At 57.4% G+C, this 22,082-nt stretch carries 19 protein-coding genes and 2 pseudogenes; 11 read left to right on the plus strand and 10 right to left on the minus strand.

Annotated elements, in window-relative coordinates:
- Positions 1 to 8: 8 nt before the first annotated feature.
- The gene (locus HGO40_RS00915) at positions 9 to 1,661 is read right to left on the minus strand and encodes a DUF1302 domain-containing protein (protein ID WP_041020399.1); all 1,653 of its coding nucleotides are present in this window, start codon (positions 1,659 to 1,661) and stop codon (positions 9 to 11) included.
- Between the two features lie 329 nt (positions 1,662 to 1,990).
- Here HGO40_RS00915 and HGO40_RS00920 point away from each other — a divergent pair, with 329 nt between their 5' ends.
- Positions 1,991 to 2,677: a GntR family transcriptional regulator gene (locus HGO40_RS00920; protein WP_250961496.1), complete on the plus strand. Its 687-nt coding sequence runs from the start codon at positions 1,991 to 1,993 to the stop codon at positions 2,675 to 2,677.
- A 78-nt stretch (positions 2,678 to 2,755) separates the two neighbouring features.
- On the opposite strand, the gene HGO40_RS00925 is transcribed toward HGO40_RS00920, so the two are convergent.
- From HGO40_RS00925 to HGO40_RS00935, 3 genes are all read right to left on the minus strand, one after another.
- Entirely contained in the window at positions 2,756 to 4,393 is a 1,638-nt protein-coding gene (locus HGO40_RS00925) for a bifunctional 3-(3-hydroxy-phenyl)propionate/3-hydroxycinnamic acid hydroxylase (protein WP_163854298.1), read from the minus strand.
- A 99-nt stretch (positions 4,394 to 4,492) separates the two neighbouring features.
- Positions 4,493 to 5,053, minus strand: a complete 561-nt coding sequence (locus HGO40_RS00930) for a VOC family protein (protein WP_041020396.1) — start codon at positions 5,051 to 5,053, stop codon at positions 4,493 to 4,495.
- A 40-nt stretch (positions 5,054 to 5,093) separates the two neighbouring features.
- Entirely contained in the window at positions 5,094 to 5,945 is an 852-nt protein-coding gene (locus tag HGO40_RS00935) for a fumarylacetoacetate hydrolase family protein (RefSeq protein ID WP_041020395.1), read from the minus strand.
- A gap of 122 nt (positions 5,946 to 6,067) precedes the next feature.
- Between HGO40_RS00935 and HGO40_RS00940 the strand changes: the two genes are divergently transcribed.
- The 5 genes from HGO40_RS00940 (at position 6,068) to HGO40_RS00960 (ending at position 9,993) form a co-directional block, all read left to right on the plus strand.
- Entirely contained in the window at positions 6,068 to 6,649 is a 582-nt protein-coding gene (locus HGO40_RS00940; RefSeq protein ID WP_250961497.1) for an amino acid synthesis family protein, read from the plus strand.
- 72 nt (positions 6,650 to 6,721) lie between these two features.
- Positions 6,722 to 7,837, plus strand: a complete 1,116-nt coding sequence (locus tag HGO40_RS00945; protein WP_250961498.1) for an alcohol dehydrogenase catalytic domain-containing protein — start codon at positions 6,722 to 6,724, stop codon at positions 7,835 to 7,837.
- Positions 7,838 to 7,876: 39 nt separating this feature from the next.
- Entirely contained in the window at positions 7,877 to 8,434 is a 558-nt protein-coding gene (locus tag HGO40_RS00950) for a cupin domain-containing protein (RefSeq protein WP_250961516.1), read from the plus strand.
- A gap of 37 nt (positions 8,435 to 8,471) precedes the next feature.
- Positions 8,472 to 9,320, plus strand: coding sequence for a 3-hydroxyacyl-CoA dehydrogenase NAD-binding domain-containing protein (locus HGO40_RS00955; protein ID WP_250961499.1), 849 nt, complete (start codon positions 8,472 to 8,474; stop codon positions 9,318 to 9,320).
- The gene (locus HGO40_RS00960; RefSeq protein ID WP_082343550.1) at positions 9,307 to 9,993 is read left to right on the plus strand and encodes a TetR/AcrR family transcriptional regulator; all 687 of its coding nucleotides are present in this window, start codon (positions 9,307 to 9,309) and stop codon (positions 9,991 to 9,993) included. The genes HGO40_RS00955 and HGO40_RS00960 overlap by 14 nt, the downstream gene beginning before the upstream one ends.
- On the opposite strand, the pseudogene HGO40_RS00965 reads toward HGO40_RS00960, so the two are convergent.
- Positions 9,890 to 10,360: pseudogene (locus HGO40_RS00965) on the minus strand (sugar phosphate isomerase/epimerase); the annotation flags it as partial. The gene HGO40_RS00960 and the pseudogene HGO40_RS00965 overlap by 104 nt on opposite strands.
- 381 nt (positions 10,361 to 10,741) lie before the next feature.
- On the opposite strand from HGO40_RS00965, the gene HGO40_RS00970 reads away from it, so the two are divergent.
- On the plus strand, positions 10,742 to 12,409 hold the full coding sequence (locus tag HGO40_RS00970; RefSeq protein WP_250961500.1) for a sensor domain-containing diguanylate cyclase: 1,668 nt from the start codon (positions 10,742 to 10,744) through the stop codon (positions 12,407 to 12,409).
- A 347-nt stretch (positions 12,410 to 12,756) separates the two neighbouring features.
- On the plus strand, positions 12,757 to 14,457 hold the full coding sequence (locus HGO40_RS00975) for a sensor domain-containing diguanylate cyclase (RefSeq protein WP_250961501.1): 1,701 nt from the start codon (positions 12,757 to 12,759) through the stop codon (positions 14,455 to 14,457).
- Positions 14,458 to 14,830: 373 nt separating this feature from the next.
- Here the strand turns inward: HGO40_RS00975 and HGO40_RS00980 are convergent, their stop codons facing one another.
- From HGO40_RS00980 to HGO40_RS00995, 4 genes are read right to left on the minus strand one after another with little or no spacing between them, the layout of a single operon-like run.
- Positions 14,831 to 15,250, minus strand: a complete 420-nt coding sequence (locus HGO40_RS00980) for a group I truncated hemoglobin (RefSeq protein ID WP_502943174.1) — start codon at positions 15,248 to 15,250, stop codon at positions 14,831 to 14,833.
- A complete protein-coding gene (locus HGO40_RS00985) occupies positions 15,250 to 16,113 on the minus strand; it encodes a DUF3034 family protein (RefSeq protein ID WP_250961503.1) in 864 nt (287 codons plus the stop codon). The genes HGO40_RS00980 and HGO40_RS00985 overlap by 1 nt, the downstream gene beginning before the upstream one ends.
- 5 nt (positions 16,114 to 16,118) lie before the next feature.
- Positions 16,119 to 18,476, minus strand: coding sequence for a putative bifunctional diguanylate cyclase/phosphodiesterase (locus tag HGO40_RS00990; protein ID WP_250961504.1), 2,358 nt, complete (start codon positions 18,474 to 18,476; stop codon positions 16,119 to 16,121).
- Positions 18,460 to 19,143: a methylamine utilization protein gene (locus HGO40_RS00995; protein ID WP_502943175.1), complete on the minus strand. Its 684-nt coding sequence runs from the start codon at positions 19,141 to 19,143 to the stop codon at positions 18,460 to 18,462. The genes HGO40_RS00990 and HGO40_RS00995 overlap by 17 nt, the downstream gene beginning before the upstream one ends.
- Before the next feature lie 279 nt (positions 19,144 to 19,422).
- Here HGO40_RS00995 and HGO40_RS01000 point away from each other — a divergent pair, with 279 nt between their 5' ends.
- From HGO40_RS01000 to HGO40_RS01010, 3 genes are all read left to right on the plus strand, one after another.
- Positions 19,423 to 19,965, plus strand: a complete 543-nt coding sequence (locus HGO40_RS01000) for a DUF3455 domain-containing protein (protein WP_250961505.1) — start codon at positions 19,423 to 19,425, stop codon at positions 19,963 to 19,965.
- A 110-nt stretch (positions 19,966 to 20,075) separates the two neighbouring features.
- Positions 20,076 to 20,630 (plus strand): sigma-70 family RNA polymerase sigma factor, encoded by a 555-nt coding sequence (locus tag HGO40_RS01005; RefSeq protein ID WP_250961506.1) that lies wholly within the window; start codon positions 20,076 to 20,078, stop codon positions 20,628 to 20,630.
- The gene (locus HGO40_RS01010; RefSeq protein ID WP_250961507.1) at positions 20,627 to 21,349 is read left to right on the plus strand and encodes an anti-sigma factor; all 723 of its coding nucleotides are present in this window, start codon (positions 20,627 to 20,629) and stop codon (positions 21,347 to 21,349) included. Before HGO40_RS01005 ends, HGO40_RS01010 begins: the two co-directional genes overlap by 4 nt.
- A 583-nt stretch (positions 21,350 to 21,932) precedes the next feature.
- Here the strand turns inward: HGO40_RS01010 and glnQ are convergent.
- Positions 21,933 to 22,082: pseudogene (gene glnQ / locus HGO40_RS01015) on the minus strand (glutamine ABC transporter ATP-binding protein GlnQ); the annotation flags it as partial.

Raw genomic sequence — 22,082 nt, forward strand, 5'->3', positions numbered from 1 at the left:
TTCTTTGCTTAAAAGGTTCGCTGGATCGAAAACGCCACGAAATCCCGGTCTTTCATGTTTTGCTGATAGGTGAACGAATTGGCTGAATTGATGACGGGCCCGGCCTCACCAAAGAAGTTGGTGTAGCTCAGCGAGGCGTACCACTGCTTCTTGTAATCGGCCTTGAGACCCAGGGTCAGGTCGCCGCCATGTTCCGGGCCAAATGCCTGGGGCGTGACGGAAGAACGCCCGGACGGGTTATAGCCAAGGGTGATCGGCGCTTGGACGTCGATGCCAGGAAAAACCTGGAAGTATTGCGGTTCAAACGTGAAGCGCATGGCGAACGCATCGCGCGTGGTGTTGGGGTCCAGTTGATCGGCGTTCTTGGTCACGCTCAGCCGTCGGTTGAACGCCAGTTCACCCACCAGGGAAGCGCCGTCCCACAACGCGGATCCGCCGTAGACATTGATCATCGATACCTGGGCATGCCACGACCGACCAATGGGATACGCGGGGTTGGAATCGTTGTCGGCGTCCATGCCAGTGACGATGGTGCCGCCGACACCCGCCAGGGGCGTATCGAGCCTGATCGATGTTTCACCGGCAATATTGGCCTCGCCCACCAGCGTACTGAAGCTGGCACCAAAGACCTTCACGTCCTCGGGATAGACGTTGATAAACGAGTCGTCGGCCCCCGGCACCAGCGCGGCCGGGCGGAAGTAGAACACCGGTGTTTTTTCGTGATACTTCGCGGCGTAGAGCCCGAACTCCCAGTCCTCCACCGCGAATTTCAATTGTGCGCCGAACTGCCCGGAGTCCCTCGCCTCCTTGTCTTTGCCATGACGCAACTCACCCGTGGGGAAGAACACCCGCTCCCCGCCTTCACCCACAAAGTCCGCACCGCTGAAGTAGCTACCTGCGGCGGGCAGACGGGTCTTGTTCCATTCAAATTGGTAGTAAGCCCCCACGCTCACGGTGTCGTTCAGTTGCCAGTTGCCAGACACCTGCTTGGTGGGCATCAGGATTTCTTTGAATTGGGAACCGGGGACTGATTGAAGCTTCACCAGGTCCACGGTGGACTGGGCGTTGGCAATGCCGTTGGCGCCGAAGAACAGGCTTTCACCGTAAATCTGGGTGAACTGCCCGAGCCGCCCGGACAACGAGGTCGTGCCGATTTCCGTCGAACCATAGACAAACGCGTCGAGGATTTCAGTCCGTTGGCCATGGATACGGCGGGTGTCGCTGGTGAATTCATCGTGGTCGACACTCACCGAGTTGGCGGTGCCCGGCGAATCGTTGTCATTGTCCTGACTGTAGACGTTGTCGTACCAGGACGCCGCACTGAGGCGTGCACCGACGTCTTTGTACTTGATGTCGAATTCGGAAAGGATGTCCAGACGATTGGAAATCAGACCGCGATCGAAATTTCGATCGCCGTCGTCCAGGTTGGGATTGCTGTTGGAGGTCCCAGGGCCCACCGCCACCTTGTGATCGAGTTTGTTCACGCGCCAGGCGTTGCTGTACTTGATGGTGTTGTCCCAGGTCGCCGAAAGGTCGGGATTACCGGTATCGATCTGGAACGCTTGCGCCTGGGTTGAAAGGCCCAGCAGTACCGTTGCGCTGACTGCGCAAGCAAGGCTGGAGACCGGCAACGGGCAGAACCGCTGGTTGGCTGTTTTCATGAAGATGTTCCTGTTTTTTTGTTTTTGTAAAAGGTCATCCACTCGCAGCATTGGCCGCGAATACCGCTGGCGTCGCCACAATGCGTAAAAATGCTTTTATTGCACTCAGTATCACTTTGTGCACAAAAACTATCCCTGCGCAAAATCAAAGTCAAGCGGATTCAGGCGGGCACCGCGCGTTGAGGGTTGAGAGAAGGAGGGACAGCAGGCAGTGGCCCGAAAGACCTGGCAGAAAACCCCATCGACAGCAGGCGCTTAATCAGTCTTTGCACTAAACTTTGTTTTGCGCATAAAATGCGTTTAGTGCAAATTTAAGGACGACTCCGACCATGATTCACTCTCCCAGCGTTCCGCTGATCGATGTCGCGTTGACGAAGATGAAAAAAGCGATCGTCTGTTGTGAGCTGGCCCCCGGTGAAAAGCTCAAGGTCGCAGAGTTGTCCAAGACCTACGGACTCAGCAGCTCGCCGATTCGTGACGCCCTCAATCGACTGACCCAGGACGGTGTGGTTGAGGCCAGCGATAACAAAGGCTTCAGAGTTGCCCCGATTTCCGGCACTGATTTTCGCGACATCACGCGCATGCGCTGCCTGTTGGAATGCGAGGCGTTGGCCGATGCCATCCAACAGGGCGACGACGCCTGGGAAGCCGATGTGCTCGGGGCATTTCATCGCCTGAATCTGGTCGAGAAAAAACTCGGCAGCGGTGTGCTGGTACTCGATGATGAATGGTCGACCCGACACAAGGCCTTTCACTTCGCCTTGTTTGCGGCGTGTCCATCGCCCCTGCTGTTGAAGATGATCGACTCGCTGTTTGATCGGGCCGAACGCTACCGACGCTTTTCCGCCCAGCAGCGCATTACCCAGCGGCACAAGGGCAACGAGCATCAGAAGTTGATGGAAGCGGCGCTGGCTCGCGACTCCGAGAAAGCCGTCACCTTACTGCGCAATCACATCCAGGAAACCCTGGGCCGGATCGTAGAAGCCATAGAGCGCCGACAAGCCACGCTTCAATAAGCCTCATGTAAAAAAACCCTTCGCCTGGCACTGTTTTCGTGGACAGTGCCAGGCGAAGGGCGTGTTGCCTTTCAGGCGTTAAGCCTGTGCGAACCTGATCGTCTTATCGCAAACACCGCCTTGGGCCGGCGCGGGCTTCTGCGGCGGCTTGCACCACAGCGCAAGCTCCATGCCCTCGAGCAATGCCATCGCCCAGGCCACCGTGACCGCCCCGCCATACACGTAGTGATCGGGCCGCACGATCACCACATTACAGCCTCGCTGTTCCAGCCATTGCGCTAGCAACCCATCGACTTCCTGGTACTCATCGACAGCACGAGCCCCTGATTGCTCAGGGTTAACCAACCGTACGACGTGGATAGGCAAGCCTTTAAGCGACTGGCTGCTACGCAGGCACCTCAACAATGCACTGGCATCGAAACCGGGGGCAACGACCACGCGAAACGCCTGACCGGTAAATTCATCGAGCAAGGCCTGCTTGCCGGCATGGTTGATCACCATTGGCTGGGGAAACAGCTCTCCGGCTGGAGACACCTGCGCGATAAACCCTTGGGACAGACCGGGGATCAGCGATTGCCGGATGGTCCCGCCCGGGTTCTCCTTCATATGTTCGATCAGCCGTGCGTCCCGCTTCGCGGCCCTTTCACTGTCGCGCTCGCAGATCACACCACCGAACTCCTTGGCCGCCAGGGTAGTCTGGCGCACATGAGGGATCCGCTCGGTCTGATACGTCTCCAGAAAATCCGGAGCGGCCAGTCCCTCTTTCACCAGAGCGATTTTCCAGACCAGATTCAAGGCATCGCGAATCCCCTGGCACATGCCTTGTGCCAGGAATGGCGGCGTCATATGGGCCGCGTCTCCAAGGAAGAACACCCGGTCGGCTTTCCACTGCTCGAGGATCAATGCATGGAATCGGTATGCCGAAGCCCGCCATAACTGATAGTCCTGCTCCGGCAGCCAACGGGCAATCAGCTTCTTGATCGTTTCAGGCTGTGAGATTTCCGAAGGTTGCTCGTCCGGATTGATCATGAATTCCCAGCGACGATGTCGCCCGGGGCCGACCACAAAAGTGCACGGCCTGGCCAATTCGCAGAACTGTACGTTGGTCTTCGGCAGATCCTCCCCCGCCCCTTCGTTGAGGATCACATCGACCACCAGCCACGGCTCGTCGAATGCGAGGTCGTCCATCTTCAACCCCAGTCCGGTGCGGATCGGGCTGGTGCCACCATCACACGCCAGCACATGGGCGGCAGTGACCGTGCGCTCGGTCCCATCCTTCGCCTGGATACGGACATTCGCCTGGGACTCAGCAGAGTTGACCGACAACACCTCAGCGCCAAGCTCAACGGTTACCGAATTAAAACTGGTGATTTTTTCACGAAGTGCGCGCTCCACCGGCGGCTGGGAAAACACATAGTTCGGCGCCCAACCCAGTGGAAAAGGCGGCTGGGCAGCGTCAATGCGCTTGATCAACTGTGAACCGGTCGTGCGGTATTCCGAAGGGCGGTAAGGCATGACATGTTCGGCAATGTTCTCAGCCAGGCCGATATTGCCGAAGACGCGCATCACTTCATGGTCAAAGCCCATGGCCCGAGGGTTGGCATAGACCGTTTCGGACTTGTCCACCACCAGGGCATTGAGCCCCCACAGACCGGCCAGATTGGCACACAAGGCACCCACCGGTCCCATTCCAACAATGATGACATCGTAGTCCATCGTCTACTCCGCTTCTTGTAGTTGTCGATTGCGAATGCTGGTTGATGCAATCACGACGCCTGTTCATCAACCAGATATCGTCTTTACCGAACAGAACGATCAGGCGATTCGGACCCGCTGCTCCTCAATCTTTGTGCGAATGGAGTCCATCCATTGCGCGCGCGTCTGGAACTCTGGACGGCGCCTGCACATTGCCTCGGTCTGGGCCAGAATGACCTCGGTCGGTAGCTCGAGATCCAGAGGTTCCTTGCACGGCTGAGCGGTATAGAACGGTGTATCGACATACATCTCGACGGGGTTGCCTTCAGGGTCCTTGAAATAAATCGACCAGGCATTCCCGTGGTCCACTTGGGCGATGCCCTCAATGCCGCTTTTTTTAGCGAATTGATAGTACGCCTTCAGGTCATCTAACGAATTGAGCAGGAACGACAATTGATTGATCGGGTTGAAGGGCAAATCAACGGGCTTGCCGTCAAAGAGCACGACCTGATGGTGCAGTTCGGGATTCTGTGTCATGAAGAACAGACGATGCCCGGTCGAGGCCACGCCTTTGTCGCTGACGATGAAACCCAGGATGCGGCAGTAGAAATCGACCATCCGATCCAGGTCTGAGCAGAACACGCCGGAATGGGTGAAATTGATGGTAGGTAATGCGGGCATGTGGAACCTCCAGTTTTTATGATTGTGTAGAGGACAACGCTCAGGCTTCGTCAATAACGCCGTTCGAAAGGGTCCCGATTTCAGTGATGACCACTTCGAAGACATCGCCGGGTTTCAGGAAAATCGGCGGTTTACGCTTGAAGCCAATCCCGCTCGGGGTACCGGTTGCCAAGATGTCGCCCGGGTTCCACGGCAGTGCCTTGGACACGTAGGAAATCAAATGAGGAATGTCGAAAGCCAACTCCGAAAGGCTGCCTTCCTGCAGTTGTTCGCCGTTGAGAACCCCCCGCACCACCAGCTTACGGTAATCGGAAATTTCCGACGCTGGAATGATCCAGGGGCCCAGTGCGCCAGTTTTTCTGAATGTCTTACCCATGCCGTACTGGTGCGTATGGAACTGCCAATCCCGCACGCTGGCATCGTTGAAACAGGTATAGCCCGCCACATGGTCCATGGCATCGGCCGGATCGATGTGCGCGCCACCCTTTCCAATGACGACGGCCAGTTCCGCTTCGAAGTCGAACTGCTCCGACACTTTTGGCCTGACCAGAGGTTCGCCGTGGGGCAATAGCGTTTCGGCAAATCGCTGGAATATCACCGGAAACTCCCCGACCTTCCTGCCGGCCTCTTCGGCGTGAGCCACATAGTTGATGCCCACGCAGATCACCTTGCCGGGATTAGGGATGACGGCCTCCAGTTGAATGCTGGAAAACGAATAATCGGCCTGGGCGGTCTCGACGATCTTGTGTGCCTCCTGTACCAGCAATCGATTGGCCAGAAAGGAGGCGAGGTCCGGAACCTGCGCAAAACGACGGGTCAGCTCGATCACCCCGTCACCTGACACGGCGCCAAAATGGGCCTTCCCTTCTTTGCGGTACGAAATCAGCTTCATATTCCTCTCCTATTTTTATGCACAAAAACTAATTTCTTGCACCATACATCATTAAATGCATAATGCAAAAGGTCGCGAAAAAAATAATGAGTCCGATAAGGCTCTTGGTTCTGGAGGCAAGCATGTCGCTGGTGATGGTTCGTAAGATCAAACTGGACGTTGAAGAAATCTTTCACGAGGGAGGCCCGCGTGCGTCAGCTCCGTTGCGCATTGCGGTAGCCACCGCCGTGGTCGCCAATCCCTACGCCGGCAGGTATGAAGATGATCTGCTGCCCTTCATGCAGGAGCTCAGGGGGTTAGGCGCACAACTGTCGGAGCAGTTGATCCAGGCGTTGGGCGGTGCTTCGCAGGTTCAGGCTTATGGCAAGGGTGCAATTGTTGGTGAAGCCGGCGAACTGGAGCACGGTGCGGTCTGGCACGAAGCCGGCGGCTGGGCGATGCGTGAAGCATTGGGCAATCCCAAGGCAATCGTTCCAGCGGGCAAGACTATCGGTGGCCTTGGTTGCCGGGTGATGATTCCGCTGGGGCATATCCAGGCAGCTTATGTCCGCAGTCATTTCGGTGTGGCGGAAATGACCGTGTGGGATGGTCCTCGCCGTGGCGAAATCGCTTTTGGCCTGGCCATGGCCACCGGCGGCAGGATTCATGCGCGGCTGGGCGGCCTGAGTGCTGCCGAAGTGAAGGGCGAAGACGGGTTACGTTGATGCCAGGGTTTTGAAGCGTCGCTCCACGGATTACGTACTACGACAAAAATAATATGAGTATCGGAGAACATCATGACTGCAAAAACGATGCGCGCCGCACGCCTGTATGAAGGCGGCAAACCCATGGTCATCGAGCAGTTGCCCGTACCGGGCATTCGTCCAACTGAAGTGCTCGTCAAGATCAAGGCCTGCGGAATCGTCCCCAACCTCCATAACATCCTGACCAACTGGGTTAAATGGTTCCCCCAAAATCCTCTGCCGAAACTGCCGGCGACCTTCGGCCTTGACCCAACGGGAGTCATCGAGGCAGTAGGCGAACAGGTCTACGACTTCAAGGTTGGTGACCGGGTCTACGTCAATCCGGGCCGCCATTGTGGTTCCTGCCGAGCCTGTCGTGCGGGCAATACCATCGCTTGCACTGCCTATACCTTCAATGGCTATTTCGGTTTCACGCCAAAAAGCCAGCGCATGTTCGAAGACTATCCATACGGTGGTCTTTGCGAGTACATCCCTGCTCCGCAATACAGCCTGGTGAAACTGCCCGATAACCTCAGCTTCGAGACTGCCGCGCGACTGGGCTACCTGGGTACCGCCTACAAGGCAATGCTCAAGGCCAATGTCGGGCCTGGCACCACCCTGCTGATCAATGGCATCAGCGGCACGCTCGGCCTGGGTGCCGTCGCCCTGGCGCTGGCGATGGGCGTTCGCAAGATCCTAGGCACGGCCCGCAACCAGGAGCTATTCCAACAGGTGAAAGATCTCGCCACGCCAGGCCGGATTGAAATCCACACCCTGGGTACGCTGCCAACCAATGAGTGGGTCAATGAAGTTACACGCGGTGAAGGTGTCGATGTGGTGATCGATGCCCTGGGCCCAGGCGCACCCCACGAGACCCTGACCCAAGCCCTCAAATCCATTCACCGCGGCGGTCATCTGGTCAACATCGGTGCTATCGCAGGTGAGGTCCCAATCGATCTGCACTGGATCATGGACAACGACATCCAGATCAGTGGCTCGGCCTGGTTCACCACAGGTCAAGGACAAGCCATGGCGGACATGGTGGAGTCTGGAACGCTGGATCTTTCGTTCTTCGAAAACACGGCCTTCAGCCTTGAAAAGGTGAACGACGCGATTACCGGTATCGAAAATCGCCAGGGAGGCTTCAGCAACTACGTGATCTGCCCCTGACATTAACGAAACCCGTTCAACACAACGGCGGGCACCGTGATGCCCGCCCACCGAACCCAGGGGAATGCCATCAAAATCCGAAGAGTCGTCACCGGTCTGGATACCACAGGCCAATCCGTATTCATCAGCGATGACGCTGCCCCACGCGCTTGCTCCTTTGCGACCATTCCCGGCCATGCCATGGCGCATCTGTGGTCAACCGGTTCAACGAACGGCACGCAACAGGACCCCACCCTGGGGTACCCTCCGCTCGTGCCCGGGCCGGGCGAAACCAGTCTGGCGATCTATGACTTCCCGCCGGACACGGTGATGCAGAATCCGACGGATGCCGGACAGATGGTCGAGGAGCTGGGCGGTGCCCTGCCCGGTTTGTTCGAATGCTTTGAACCGGACCACCCGGGCATGCACACGACCCCGACCATTGACTACGGCATCCTGCTCCAGGGTGAACTCTGGCTGGAACTGGACAATGGCGAACAAAAGCTGATCCGGCCCGGAGAGATTGTCATCCAGCGTGGAACCCGACATGCCTGGCGTAACAAGAGCGATCAAATCGCCCGCGCGCTATTCGTGATGATCGGCATGAAGCGTGACTAGTCGACACACACTTTCCCCCGAACCTTAGGTGCTCAACATGACCCTGCAGCACATTGCAGTGATTGGCGCCGGCACGATGGGCAGTGGAATTGCCCAAACCTGCGCGGCAGCCGGCCATACGTTATTGCTCATCGATATCAATGAACAGGCGCTCGGCCGGGGCCTGCAAATCGTGCAAAAAAACCTGGACCGGCAAGTTGAAAAAGGGACACTCCTCCCCGCGCAAGCCATCGAGCCCCTGCAACGTATCCATACCTCGACCCATTACACCGACTTGGATGAAATGGACGTAGTGATCGAAGCGGCCACGGAGGACTTGATACTCAAGCGCAAGATCTTGCAGCAAGTTGACACCCATGCTCGCCTGGATTGCCTGATCGCCAGCAACACTTCATCGCTATCGATTACGGAATTGGCGGCGAGCATCGAGCACCCGGAACGCTTCATGGGGATTCACTTCTTCAACCCTGTGCCGATCATGGGCCTGGTGGAGCTGATCCGTGGCTTACAAACCAGCGACGCGACCTGCTCCACCGCCGGGGCACTGGTCGAACAGTTGGGCAAGACCGCATTCCACACCCAGAATCGCCCGGGCTTCATCGTCAACCGAATCCTCATTCCGATGATCAATGAAGCGATCTTCGTCCTTCAGGAAAACGGCGATGCCCAGGCAATCGACGCCAGCATGCGCCTGGGCTGCAACCAACCGATCGGACCGCTCGCATTGGCTGACCTAATTGGCCTGGATACCGTGCTGGGAATTCTGGACAACCTGCAAATAGGTTTTGGCGATCCGAAATACAGGCCCGCCCCGCTGCTCAAAGAGATGGTCGCTGCAGGATTGCTAGGCAAAAAATCAGGACGTGGCTTTCATGTCTATAGCTGAAACTCGCGGTGGGTATGACACGATCCGGGAACGGGCCCTGGAGCTTTTCGTCAGCAAGGGATTCGGACAGGTCAGCATGCGCGAACTGGCTCGCCACGTGGGTATCGCCCCTGGCTCGCTGTACAACCATTTCCCCAGCAAACAAGCCCTGTTGTTCGATCTGATCGAAGAGTTCTACGAAGAACTCCTCATGCTGGTTCAGCCCGTGCGGCAACGAACGGCTGGCGCCCACCCACTGTTGGACCTGATTGCCGCCCACTTACAGCTGCACCGTGAGCGGCCCCTGCATTTTCGACTGGCATTACAGGGTTTTGCCTACCTCGACACCGCTCAGAAGCAACGCATCACCCTCAAACGCGTCAGCTATGAACACGCGTTTCTGCGCGCGGTATTCAGCGATACCTTAAGTGCACAAGAAACAGCTGCAGCGGTCGGGCATGTCATCACGCGTTTTCTCAACTGCCTGCCGGGTTGGCTCGAGGGACACCCGCTGGCTGATGAGGTTAATACCCACCTGATCGAGCGGCTGATCAAAGGGGCTGTGCAAGAATGCTCGGCACAGCCTCAGATCAGCGCCCCGCCTGACACTCATCCCAAACACCACGCATCAGTTCCTTCAGCATCAGCGCCTCGCCCCAGCGATCCGTTATATCGCGCCCATCATGCCTCGTGATCGCATAGGGTGGCGGGCCAAGCTCGCAGGTGAAGGAGAGGATCGCGGGTGTGTTCGGTCGCGCCTGCCAATCCTTGATTCCGTAGCGCCACCAGCCCAGAAACCGGTCCAACCAGGGACGATGCTGGGCGAAGGTCAAGGGCACCTGGACCTGCTCGCTATTAGCGACCCGCCCATGAAAACCCCAACTGTGTCGTAGGATGGTGTGAATCTGTTCGTCGTCTTCGGCCGCGGCCGACTCAGGCAATTCGCGGCCCACGACGTAATGGGACAAGTCAGCCAACAACTTGAGGTCTGGCATCTGCGCGAGCAAATCGAGGGTGAACAACAGGTCACTGGTGAGACGATAGCGGTGGGTTTCCAGCATGCCCTGTCCTCTCCCCTCACTGCCCTGCAGGGTTGGACGGTACGGCGTATCGACCCGCTCAGCGCTCTGTCTGCCCTCATCGCGAGCGCGGTCACCTGTTTGCTCATTCAAGCTGGTCACCGTGCGGGTTAGCATCAACCAATGGAAGGAGGAGCAACCTTCCAGGCTTGGACGGGAGGCCCTCCACCAGCCCAGTCAATCGATCAGTACGTAAGCGTCGACGAGCTTAGTATCCGTGATCAGCCAGGCGGAAAAGAGATCTTCAAGCTGAAGCTTGGAGACAAAATTCAGCTCTTTAGCTAAAGCAAGGGCGATGCTGGCCGATAATTCATTCAAAGATGCCAGGGATCGTAGGCGTTTGATCTACTGGATCGACCTATCATGCAGCTCCTTCCCTTTCAAAGCCTGCGGGCGAAAATTGCGATTATTGTCGCCCTCGCCGTGCTGGTACTCACTTGCATCTTCGGCAGTGTCATTGGTGCATCCGCGATTTCCAGGCATAAAGAACAGACAGGGCATCAGCTCGTTGAGTATGCCGCCTCGATGATCGACCGGCTCGATCGTGACATGCACAGCCGCTCCAAGGAACTCGGCGTCCTGAGCGCACTGGAGGCACTGCGCGACCCTGCGAACATAGGTGAAGCAAGAAGGCTGCTCAACCACCTTAATACCCAGTTTCCGAGCTATTCATGGATCGGGCTCACCGACGCCCAAGGCACTGTCGTTGCTTCCACCGGCCGTTTGCTTGAAGGTGTCAGCATTGCGCATCGGCCAGTGTTCATGGAGGGGCAGGACAAAACGTTTGTCGGCGACGTACACGAAGCGGTAATGCTCGCAAAGCTTTTGCCGAACCCTTCGGGAGAAGCAATGAAGTTCGTCGACATCAGCATGCCAGTACAGGATAAAGCCGGAAACTTTATCGGCGTACTGGCCACCCACCTATCTTGGCAGTGGGCCGCAGAAATAGGTCGAACCATGTTCGAACCTCTGAAGAACAGCCTTCCCGGTTTGGAGTTTCTAGTCATCAGCAAAGACGGCATAGTCCTACTCGGCCCCAAACATCTGATCGGTAAACCTAGTGAGTCGGGCATTCACCACAACAGTGAAATCCGCTGGTCAGTCAGCCAATGGCAGGATGGAAAAACCTATGTGGTAGGAGCTGCTGAAAGCAAAGGACTTGATGGCTACTCTGGTTTGGGCTGGACCGTTGTGACACGTCAGCCGGCAGAAGTCGCTTTTGCTGAGGCAAATGGCCTCCGCGCCGAAATACTTCTTTGGGGAGGCATGTTGTCCATCGCCTTTGCTGTGCTTGGATGGTTCGTAGCCGGTGTCATTACTGGACCACTAAATCGAATAGCTGAGGCTGCTACGCTTCTCTCCGAAGGGGCCGATGCAGACATTCCGCTGGTGAAGGGCAGTATTGAAGTAGAAAAGCTGAGCATGGTCATTCGGCACCTAGTTGAAAGCCTGACGCAAAAGAAGGGCCAATTGGCTCTCATCAAGGGGGTAGCCTATCGCGATACGGTGACAGGTTTGCCCAACCGCGCTGCGTTGGAGAACTACGTCAAGAATATAGAAAATGAGCTCGGTCAGCGGCCTGCTTTTGGCGTGTTATGCCTGGATCTGGATGGCTTCAAGCCAGTGAACGATCGTTTTGGACATGCCGTTGGTGATGCCCTGCTTCATGCAGTTGGCCTACGTCTTTCAGCAACCGTGCGCGACGGTGACATTGCGGTACGCCACGGCGGTGACGAGTTCGTCTTGCTGCTACGGTTGAGGGCCGGCGAATCATTGGCAAACGTACAGAGCGCTGCTCAACGCATCATTGCAAAGCTCGCAGAACCGGTCCCGCTTGCAGGCGAGGTGATCAGGGTGGGCTGTAGCATTGGGGGCGCACTGTGGACCGAGGGTGATTTTGCCGACATGTTGGGTAAGGCAGATGAAGCACTGTACGGGGCTAAGCGTGCTGGCAAATCACAAGCGCGGTTTTACGAGCCTGGAGGAGCTGAAAATACCTCAATCAGCGAGACTGAGCCGGTGAAGGCATAACTTGGTAACACCTCATTTTTCAATCATTTATTCGTTTTAATATCCTGGACGTTAAGAGACGGATTGTAATGAGCAGCTATCTGCCGAGCTCACATCCCTGGCATGTCTGTACATATCTTGTGCGACAGGCACCGCATCCAAGCCAAGATTACACAGAGCACGAAGGGGCTGTCAGCACCGTATCAGTTTCACCAGCACCACACCGCTAGCGCCGAATGGGCGCAAAAATGTTTGTCAGGCTGGCCATCCCGACGGAGCGAGGCCGCCTTTTTTTGACCACTACCTCTCTCTTGATGCCGTTCCCTCATTAGGCCAACATCGTTGGATATCCAAGAGCGTAATCGTCAATGCCTAATCGTAAAGCAAGCCTCCTTTTCGCCACGGGTGCCGCGACGCTTGTCATGGCCGTCACTGCGGCCGTGGGCCCCACCACATTATTTTGGACAAATGAAACGCGCCTGGAGCGAAGCGTTGTTGAGGCCCAGATAGATCGCATCCGCAATGTTCAGAGCTTGTTAGTTGATGCTGAGACCGGTGAGCGTGGTTATGCCTTGACCGAAAAGGGTGGCTTTTTACAACCTTACTATATCGCCGTATCCCAACTGCCTTCGGCCCTCAAGAGCCTGCGCGTATCTTATCAAGGCGATCCAGCCGAAGAGATCGGGCGCGTTGACGAATTCATCCGCCACGCTGAACTGAAAATGGCGCACCTGGATCAGGTGGTGAAGCTGGTAAGCCTTCACGGGAACGATGCAGCAAAAGCGGAGATCGCCGCGGGTGGTGGCAAAGATCTGATGGACACCGTGCGCACCCTCAGCGCAGACCTCATTGCAGACGAAACAAAGGAACTCGCGGCGCTAGAGCGCGAACTCTTAAGCAACATCCGCTGGGCCGTCGCGATTTCTATTGTCAGCTTTATCGTTACCCTAGGTTTAGGTCGTTTTATCTACTTATCCATGCGCCGTAGTGTTCGTCGTCAATCGGAGTCCGCCACTACAGCAATCCTGGCCAGCGATCAATTGAGCCATAGCCTGGAGCGCTTGAAACGCCGTAACGGGGAGATCGGCCTCCTCGCAGACATGGCGAGGCTGCTGCAGACAGAGTTGTCCCAGATGGAAACACTCCAGCTAGCCAGTACTTATTGCCAGCGATTGATACCGGCCAGTGAAGGGGAGTTTTTTCTCTATCGCAACTCGGCTGATGTCCTGCAACACGCTGCGTCGTGGGGACAGGCTCAGGAGAAAGGCGCGGATGTTATACTCAACCCCAAGGATTGCTGGGCGATCAGACGAGGGCGATGGCATCTGACCGAGCATCGCCACGATTTTTGCTGCCCCCATTACCCAGCCGCGTCGGACACCGAGCAAGTAACCGATTGTTGTCTGCCGTTAATGGCGTATGGCGAGATTCTGGGGCTGTTGCATATCCGTCAAGTCGGCCTGCGGGACTTGTCCGAGGAGGGTCTGCACGTCGCTGAAGCCGTGGCCGAACAAACCGCGTTAGCGTTGGCGAATGGCAGGATGCGCCAGGTACTGGAAACCCAGTCCATCAAGGATCCGCTGACGGGGCTGTACAACCGGCGCTTCATGGATGAGACGCTCAAGCGCGAACTCGCGCGCTCCGAGCGCAACGGCTCTTGCCTGAGCGTCATCATGCTGGACCTCGATAACTTCAAGCAGTTGAATGACTCTTACGGACATGCAGCCGGCGACGCCGTGCTGCGTGCGGTCTCCGCGTTGATCGTGCAATCGCTCAGGTCATCCGATATTGCCTGTCGCTTTGGCGGCGAGGAGCTGATTGTGATCCTGCCGGAATGTTCAGCCGAAATCGCGGCGTCACGAGCCGAAGCCATACGTGCGTCCTTGGGAGAGACGAGCCTCACGGAGCACGGTCAGACATTCAAGGTGACGGCTTCGTTTGGGGTCGCTTCCACAGAAACCGGCGGGGACGATCAAGGCTCTCTTTTGAAAGCGGCTGACTCGGCGCTTTACGCGGCCAAGCGATTGGGGAAAAACAGGGTTGAATCTTGGCCTGTACTGAAAAAGTGAACTGTACAAGTTGCAAGAACGCGCTGCGCTATTAGTCGTCAAAGATGTCCATCAGGCAGTAAGAGGATATATACCAATCTAATACATGACGCTTTACCGCCTGGCGCAAGCGTTGAACCTGGGTCTCATCGGCGTGATCATGCGCGTTCAGCCGGTAGTTTTTGACGCTGCGCATCGACTATCGACTGGGTTGCACGCGTGTCTTTCCGAGTCAGCGCGACGGTGTCGAGCAAGTGGCGCCATCATAATGCGATACAGCGGAGCGGTGATTGCAGTGCTGGGAAGCTATGGGGAGCGTCTCTGTCTTGTTATTTAAAAATGGAAGTCCTCAGAGCCGGCGTGGCAATGGCTTTTCGACAGGTGGCGTGGCCAATCACTTCTCAATAATCTCGCCGCGCATCAATGCCAGCCGTGCGATCAGCCGATTTTGCACTGGCACCGGAACACGCTGTTCATCCATTGCAGCGATCAGGTCTTCAACCAAGGCATTAAAATCACTGCGGCTGATGTTCTGCCCCTTGTGACTCTCGGCCATGCTGTCACCGGTGTAGGTGCAGGGGCCGCCGGTTTCTACGCAAAATTGCTCGATCAATTTGTCGCGCAGCCGCTCGATATCAATCTTGCGAAAGCGCTCTACGATACGTTCATCACGCGCGATGTTCAGCAGCATGCCCTCGACGATCCGGGTGATCCCCGCCTGTGCGCCGAGATCTTGATAGAGCGAGTCGTCCTTGGGCAAGGATTGTGCGCAGGCGCTCAACAGCCCGATCAGCACCAGAAGGGCAATGCGCATCAAAAACTCCCCTGGACCGAAAGATATATGCCGTTCTGGCGGTCGAGCGTCGCGATTTCGCCCAGCCGCGCGTAGGCCAGCACCACCGACAGATGTTTATTGGGAAAGTAACCGACGAACAGATCAGCCCAGTCACTTTCCCCGGCAAAGGACAGGTTGTCCGGTTTCTGCCGATACTCGACGCCCAATGCCCAGCGCGGATTGAGCAGCACCGCCAGGGAGCCCTCCTTCAGCACGCTATGGGTATCGCGACGGTCACCGCCGAACCCGAGCACCCCCAGTTCATTGGCGCGGCTGTAGCGCAGGCTGCCATTGAGCAGCAGGTTGTAGCCAAACGCCCCGCCAATGAACAACCGGCTGGCAGCGAGATAGCCTTCGGTGTCGCTGTCCCGCCTGGCGCCGCCCAGGCTCGGGATCAGGAAGTTGTTCTGGTGTTTGTACGCCAGACCAAGGGAGACCTGCGGCAAATCGTCGTAGATTACGTCACCGAACAAACGCACCATCATGGCAAAGATGTCTAGACCGAGGTTATCGTCGGGCAGGTTCAGCTTGTTCACCAGCGAACCCAGGTCGAAACGCTGCCGGGCGAAAGACAGCTCGACCCGGTTGTCGTATGCCACGGCCAGCCCGGCGACATCCAGCCGATAATCCGGCAGATTGACCGAGGTCGCGAACGCAGTCGCCCCCCATTGGTTTTTTTCGCCGTACCCGGCCAGCACTGCCCACGGCGTGATTCCGCCGCCGGCGGCACCCTCCAGGCTGCTGGCGCCACCGGTCGCGATCAAACGCCCGCCGTCGGCAGCAACGGCCTGAAGGGCGAGGCCTGTGCAACAGGCGATCGATAGCCACAGACGTAAAGTCATGATGCTCAATGAACCAGCGATGAATGGAGATTCAAAGGCAACGCCACCCAGGCCTCGAACGCCGCGGCGGTCAGCGGTCGGCTGATGAGATAGCCCTGCGCGGTATCGCAATGCCAACGCTCGAGTAACCTCAGACTGTGTTCATATTCAACGCCTTCGGCAACGACCTTGAGCCCCAGGTTATGACTCATTTCGATGGTCGAGCGAACGATTACTGCGTCTTCGCTGGTGTCATGCAGGTCCCGGACGAACGACTGGTCGATTTTCAACTCTTGCACCGGCAGTCGCTTGAGGTGCGCCAAGGACGAATAGCCGGTGCCGAAGTCATCCACCGACAGACTGATGCCGCAATCGCGCAACAGATGGAGGTTCTTCACGGCCCGCTCGGGCTCGCGCATGACAGCGCTTTCGGTGACTTCAAAAACCAGCTGCTCGGCTGGCAGCCGATGCGTGCGCAGCAATGCCACGACGCGAACAGGCAGGTCGTCGCTGATCAGGTCCTCGGCGGAGATGTTCAATGACAGCTGCAAGCATAAGCCCCGCCCGTTCCACTCCGAGAGCTGACGCATCCCCTCATTGATCACCCAGTGGGTCAGCGCCTGAATGCTTCCGGTCCGTTCCGCCAGCGGAATGAATTCGGCTGGAGAGATCGGGCCCAGTTGCGGATGTTGCCAGCGCAACAGGCCTTCAGCCTGGTGGACATGACTCTTCAGAATGTCCATCTTGGGCTGGTAATGCAGGAGCAGCTCACCGTTGTTCGCCGCGTGGCGCAGGTCACGAATCAGGGCGATCTGGCGGCGGTGAGCCAAATCACGCCCGTGCTGATAAATCTGTAGATGACCCGGCATCTGCGCCGCGTCTTTCATGGCAATGGAGGCGCGTTCCAGCAGGGTCTGCGCGTTTTGCCCATCCGCCGGAAAGGCCGCTATTCCAAGCCTGCAGTCCAGGGCCAGGTCGTGACCGTTGATGTGCTGGGGCTTGAGCAATACTTGCTGCAACCTGTCCGCCAAGGCGACCGCCGCATCGCTGTCCATCCCATCGAGCAGAACCAGGAATTCCTCGGCGATCAGATGCGCCACGGTGTCGCCAGGGTGCAACAGGGGTTGGGTTTGCTGGCCGGTCTGACGGAGCAACCGGTCAACCGTCTCGGGGTCGCCCGTTTCGTTGATGGCCCGCAGGTTATGGATGCCCATGCATATCAAGGCCATCGGCCGGTTGGCGGCAATTGCACTGCCCAGGCGCTCCATGGCCAATGCGCGGTTGGGCAAGCCAGTGACGGGGTCATGGAGGGCGTTGTGGGCCAGCTGCTGCTCCCGCTCAGCGATACCGCTTTGCATCGAATTGACGGCTTTGGCCAACACCCCGAGTTCATCCTCCCGCTCCAATACCACGGGGGTCTGGTAATCGCCTTGACCGATGCGCTCCGCCGCCAGGGCCAGTGACTTGACCGGACGCGACACGCCTCGTGCCAATAGCAAAGCGCCGACCAACGAGGCGATCAGTGCGACCAGGGTAATCGCCAGGATTTTTTCGTCCAGCGGAGCAAAGGCTTGCATGGCCACGTCCAGCGGACTCTGCAAGAGTGCTATTACTTGTCCATCGTATTCGTTCGACCCGTCAGCCAGCAGCAGAAACTGACTGAGGAAATTGCGATCCAGGTGCTCTGTCAGTATCGCGCTGTTGCGGTTGGACGAGTTGAGCATCAGGCTGGAAACAGGCCCGCGCAGAACGTCTGGTTGCGTGCTGACAAGCTCACCAGGCCGTTGTTGATCAACGGCAAGAAACGAAACCTCAAGGTTGGTGAGTGAGCGCAACTCACTGGCAAAGGCCTTGTCCATGCTGAAACCCATCACCACCCTGGCGACGGGCAGAGGCGCGAGCACGGGCGTTTCCACCAACAGATGCGGTTTACCCTGCAACGGTACGATTACCATGGCCTGACGCGCACGTTGTGCCAGACGCAGCGCGCCATCGTACTGGAACAATGAACCTTCCGGCATGTTGTCGAGGGTACTGGCGAGCACCTTGCCGTCCATGCTCAGCAGAATCATGTCGCTGGCATTGATGCGCTTGCCATGATTGAGCAGCACCGAATGGATGGTTGCAGCGTCCCGGCTGGCCACCGCTTCGCGAAAACCGAAGTCGGCCGCCAATAATTGCACGCCATCGGCCAAGCGTCGGCCCTGGGCCTCCAGCAGCCTTTCGAAGACGCGCGTACCGACTTCCAACTGCGCCTCGGACTGGCTACGCACTGCAGAGCGGGTCGCCGCATTGACGCTGAAATACAATACGGCGATCACCCCCAGCGACAATAGGATCATCACCGCTGCGACTTGCGCCTGGAAACTATTGCGCAGTTTCACGAGCCGCTCGCTTGAATGTATCGCCGAAGGCACTCGAAGCCGGAGCGGTTGCGGGCTGCTCAGGTAAAGGCTCCAGCGTCAGGGTGTAGTTCTGCTTGAGGCCGGTTGCAGGAAGTTTCACAGAACCGGCATCGATCGTTTGCATCCCCTTGAACTGGGGATGCCAAAGCGTCACGCGGTATTCGCCGACTGGCAAATCGTTCAGCACTACATTGCCTTGGGCATCGCTGACGGCAAAACGCGGATCGTCGGTGACAAAGACGTAGCCGAGCATCCGGTCATGGATGTTGCAGCCCAATACCACCACGCCGGGCTTATCGAACAGCACCGGCTCGGAGGGGGTGCCCTCGTACAAGCGCAACTCAAAGCGCTTCGCCGGCGAAAACGAGTAGACCTGGTGGCGGATGTTGTCGCTGTTGGGGAATTTGATCGGGGTGCCGGTGTGCACCGCCAGCACATGGGGCGCAAATTGCTGGTTGCGCTGATCCATATTGGCGGCGAGAGGCGCCGAAGGTGCACCGATCGGACCTTGCAGGGTGATCACCACGTCGGGCAACCGCTTGCCCGTGCCCTCGTACATCTCGACGTCAAGCTTGGCCACCCTCGCCCAGCCGGCAGGGCACGCGAACAGTAACAGCAGTGCAAAAAGCGGGATATTTCTGAACATGCCAATTCCATTGAAAACGAGGGTGAATCGTCCTAGTGGCGAGACTCCTGACGGCGGCATCGGCAGTCACGCACTGATCGCCCATTTACCAAGGTATCGACCGCCAGGCAAAAACCTGAACAGGCATGCCCGACATGACCGACGGCCTGCCTTGCGCGCCCCACTGAAGCGGCCATCAATATTTTTTTCGTCAGGTGCATCCAATCCGCTTTCCAGAGGGTAGTACATGAAGCAGCCATTGAAGCCGCTGCCCTGATCAAATCCTCTGGAGAAGCTTGTATGAACGCTAAACGATTGTTCTGCATTGTCAGTACCGCCCTGACGACCAGTTGCCTGTTGGTCGCGATGCCTGCGGCTTATGCGCAAGCGGGCTTGCCCGAAAACATCAAGGTTCCGGCCGGGCATAAGGTCGCGCTCGAAACCGCGGGAGTCGGCGAAATCACCTATGAATGCCGTGACAAGGCCAATACCGCAGGGCAGACGGAATGGTTTTTTATCGGCCCTAAAGCGCTACTGAACGATCGAAGCGGCAAGGCAATCGGCAGTTATTTCGGACCACCCGCAACCTGGCAAGCCAACGACGGTTCCAAAATCACCGGCACCCAATTGGCGGTAGCATCGGTCAGCCCCAAAGACCTCCCTTTGCAGCTGGTCAAGGCCAACCCCGCCGAAGGCGAAGGCGCGATGAGCGGGGTCAGTTACATCCAACGGCTGGCCGTCAAAGGTGGCGTAGCGCCGATGACCGAATGCTCCAGCGCCAACAAAGGCAAGCGCGAGGTGGTGAAGTATCAGGCTGACTATATATTCTGGGCTGCCCAATAGATCACGATCGACGGCCAGTGGACAGGGCAAAGTCGGCTACTCTACTCCCCTGACCCCCCCCGGCCTCCGGGCTTGGGGTCACGTCGCTGCCAATGGCTGGAAACCTGTCCTTGCCCGAGCTCTACTTTGACTATGAAGCGTGCCTTGCGGCATGCGCCCAAGGCGACCAGCAAGCGCTGCGCGCCTTGTACGACCAAGAAAGCGCACGCGTGATGGGCGTTGCCCAGCGAATCGTGCGCCATAACGCATTGGCGGAAGACATCGTCCATGACGTCTTCATCAAAATATGGACCCGCGCCGCCAGTTTCGATCCGAACCGAGGCTCGGCCCGTGGCTGGATATTCAGCATCACCCGGCATCTGGCCCTCAATGTCGTGCGCGATAACGCCAAGGAAATCCAGATCGACGCGCACAGCGAAATAGCCTTGGACGCGTTGGCATCCGTCGGAGGGCCGGACAGCGACACCTTCGACTACCAAGCCCGTTCAGGTCGTATTTATACCTGCCTTGAACAACTGGAGCCGGCCCGGCGCAACTGCATACTTCATGCGTACGTGGACGGTTATTCACATTCCGAAATATCGCAAAAAGTGGGCGCACCGTTGGGAACCGTCAAGGCGTGGATCAAACGTAGCCTGGTGGCATTGCGAGAGTGCATGGGATGACGACGAGTGCCGAGGGTGATACCCCCGAAAACATCGAAGAACTGGCGAGCGAGTATGTCTTGGGAACATTGCCGGCCGAACAGCGCGAGCCGGTTCGACAGCGCCTGGCGCACGAACCCGCCTTGCGCAACGCCGTCGATGCCTGGGAGCAGCGCCTGGTTGCCTTGACCGAGCAGGCAGAACCGCAAACACCTGAGCCGCGTGTCTGGAGGCGCATACAGAACAGCCTGAACAATCATGACCAGCGAGCACCGGCTGCCGCGCGGCCGAAGTCGTGGTGGAATTTTCTGCCATTATGGCGTGGGCTCGCCGGGGCCGGCATCGTTGCGACCTTGCTGCTCGGAACGCTGCTGCTGACACGCACGGCTGCGGTGAATCCAACCAGTTACCTGGTGGTGCTGGTGGCGCCGCAAAACCAGGCGCCAGGCTGGGTCATCCAGGCGACCGATTCCAGGGAAATCCAGCTGATACCGCTAGCGGTGGCGCACGTCCCCAGCGATAAGGCGCTGCAATTCTGGACGAAAGCGGACGACTGGCAGGCGCCGGTATCCCTGGGCCTGGTCCAGCCTGGGCAAACGCTGTCGGTCCCGCTCGATAAGCTACCGCCGTTGGAACCCCATCAACTGTTCGAACTGACGCTGGAAAGTGCCAATGGCTCGCCGACGGGGAAACCCACAGGACCGGTGCAGTCCATTGGCCGAGCTGTGAAAGTGATCTGACAGACTATCTTCAGCCGTCAGAACATTTATTGCTTCATTTACGTCTGGCCAGTAAGCGAACCAGGCAAGGTAGTTGGTTTCGTAAAAGCGGCCTCCCTTGTGACCTGCGTTTCGTCGGGCCCCGGGGGATGCTGGATGTGTCCCAAGGCGAAAAGCTTATGACGCACGACTGCCAAAATACCTGTACGGACGATGTATCAGAATGGACTTTACTGGAACGAAAAAAGAGGCCGAAGCCTCTTTTTTGGGTTTCCACATACTTCAATGGAAGCGTATAGAAAAATAATTGGAGCGGGAAACGAGACTCGTCTCTGGTGTCCGACTCATTGAAATACAAGGGATTTCTTTTCTTGTTGAAGCAGGAAAAGACTTAATTCTGGATTTATTTTCAAAGCATCTCAAGAGGCCAAGGGAGTGTTCCAAGCGCAGTGGTTTTATCTCGCATAAATAGTCTTAGGCGCCAATACATCAACTCTAGTTTGTCAATCTTCCCTGCAAGCGTCCTGATAGCCGCACAAGGCTCTGGCAAATACCAGATTTACCTTTGCCGTGACTGCTCATCTGGTCACTGTCCAATACCTCCTCAATGCAGGATCTGGCTCAGGAACAGCTTGGTGCGGTCGTTCTGCGGGTTGTCGAAGAAGTCGTTCGGCGCGGCCTGTTCGACGATTTCACCCTTGTCCATGAAGATCACGCGGTTGGCCACGGTGCGGGCGAAGCCCATCTCGTGGGT

This window comes from Pseudomonas sp. CG7 (assembly GCF_023701885.1).
Lineage (GTDB): Bacteria > Pseudomonadota > Gammaproteobacteria > Pseudomonadales > Pseudomonadaceae > Aquipseudomonas > Aquipseudomonas zanjanensis.

Bases quoted from the DNA above. Each gene is read 5' to 3' on its own strand.
- HGO40_RS00950 (WP_250961516.1), top strand. From the start codon at position 7,877: ATGCCCGCCCACCGAACCCAGGGGAATGCCATCAAAATCCGAAGAGTC.
- HGO40_RS00930 (WP_041020396.1), bottom strand. From the start codon at position 5,053: ATGCCCGCATTACCTACCATCAATTTCACCCATTCCGGCGTGTTCTGC.
- HGO40_RS00995 (WP_502943175.1), bottom strand. From the start codon at position 19,143: ATGTTCAGAAATATCCCGCTTTTTGCACTGCTGTTACTGTTCGCGTGC.
- HGO40_RS00940 (WP_250961497.1), top strand. From the start codon at position 6,068: ATGTCGCTGGTGATGGTTCGTAAGATCAAACTGGACGTTGAAGAAATC.
- HGO40_RS00935 (WP_041020395.1), bottom strand. From the start codon at position 5,945: ATGAAGCTGATTTCGTACCGCAAAGAAGGGAAGGCCCATTTTGGCGCC.
- HGO40_RS00955 (WP_250961499.1), top strand. From the start codon at position 8,472: ATGACCCTGCAGCACATTGCAGTGATTGGCGCCGGCACGATGGGCAGT.
- HGO40_RS01010 (WP_250961507.1), top strand. From the start codon at position 20,627: ATGACGACGAGTGCCGAGGGTGATACCCCCGAAAACATCGAAGAACTG.
- HGO40_RS00970 (WP_250961500.1), top strand. From the start codon at position 10,742: ATGCAGCTCCTTCCCTTTCAAAGCCTGCGGGCGAAAATTGCGATTATT.
- HGO40_RS00920 (WP_250961496.1), top strand. From the start codon at position 1,991: ATGATTCACTCTCCCAGCGTTCCGCTGATCGATGTCGCGTTGACGAAG.
- HGO40_RS00945 (WP_250961498.1), top strand. From the start codon at position 6,722: ATGACTGCAAAAACGATGCGCGCCGCACGCCTGTATGAAGGCGGCAAA.
- HGO40_RS01000 (WP_250961505.1), top strand. From the start codon at position 19,423: ATGAACGCTAAACGATTGTTCTGCATTGTCAGTACCGCCCTGACGACC.
- HGO40_RS00915 (WP_041020399.1), bottom strand. From the start codon at position 1,661: ATGAAAACAGCCAACCAGCGGTTCTGCCCGTTGCCGGTCTCCAGCCTT.
- HGO40_RS00985 (WP_250961503.1), bottom strand. From the start codon at position 16,113: ATGACTTTACGTCTGTGGCTATCGATCGCCTGTTGCACAGGCCTCGCC.
- HGO40_RS00925 (WP_163854298.1), bottom strand. From the start codon at position 4,393: ATGGACTACGATGTCATCATTGTTGGAATGGGACCGGTGGGTGCCTTG.
- HGO40_RS00960 (WP_082343550.1), top strand. From the start codon at position 9,307: ATGTCTATAGCTGAAACTCGCGGTGGGTATGACACGATCCGGGAACGG.
- HGO40_RS00975 (WP_250961501.1), top strand. From the start codon at position 12,757: ATGCCTAATCGTAAAGCAAGCCTCCTTTTCGCCACGGGTGCCGCGACG.
- HGO40_RS00980 (WP_502943174.1), bottom strand. From the start codon at position 15,250: ATGCGCATTGCCCTTCTGGTGCTGATCGGGCTGTTGAGCGCCTGCGCA.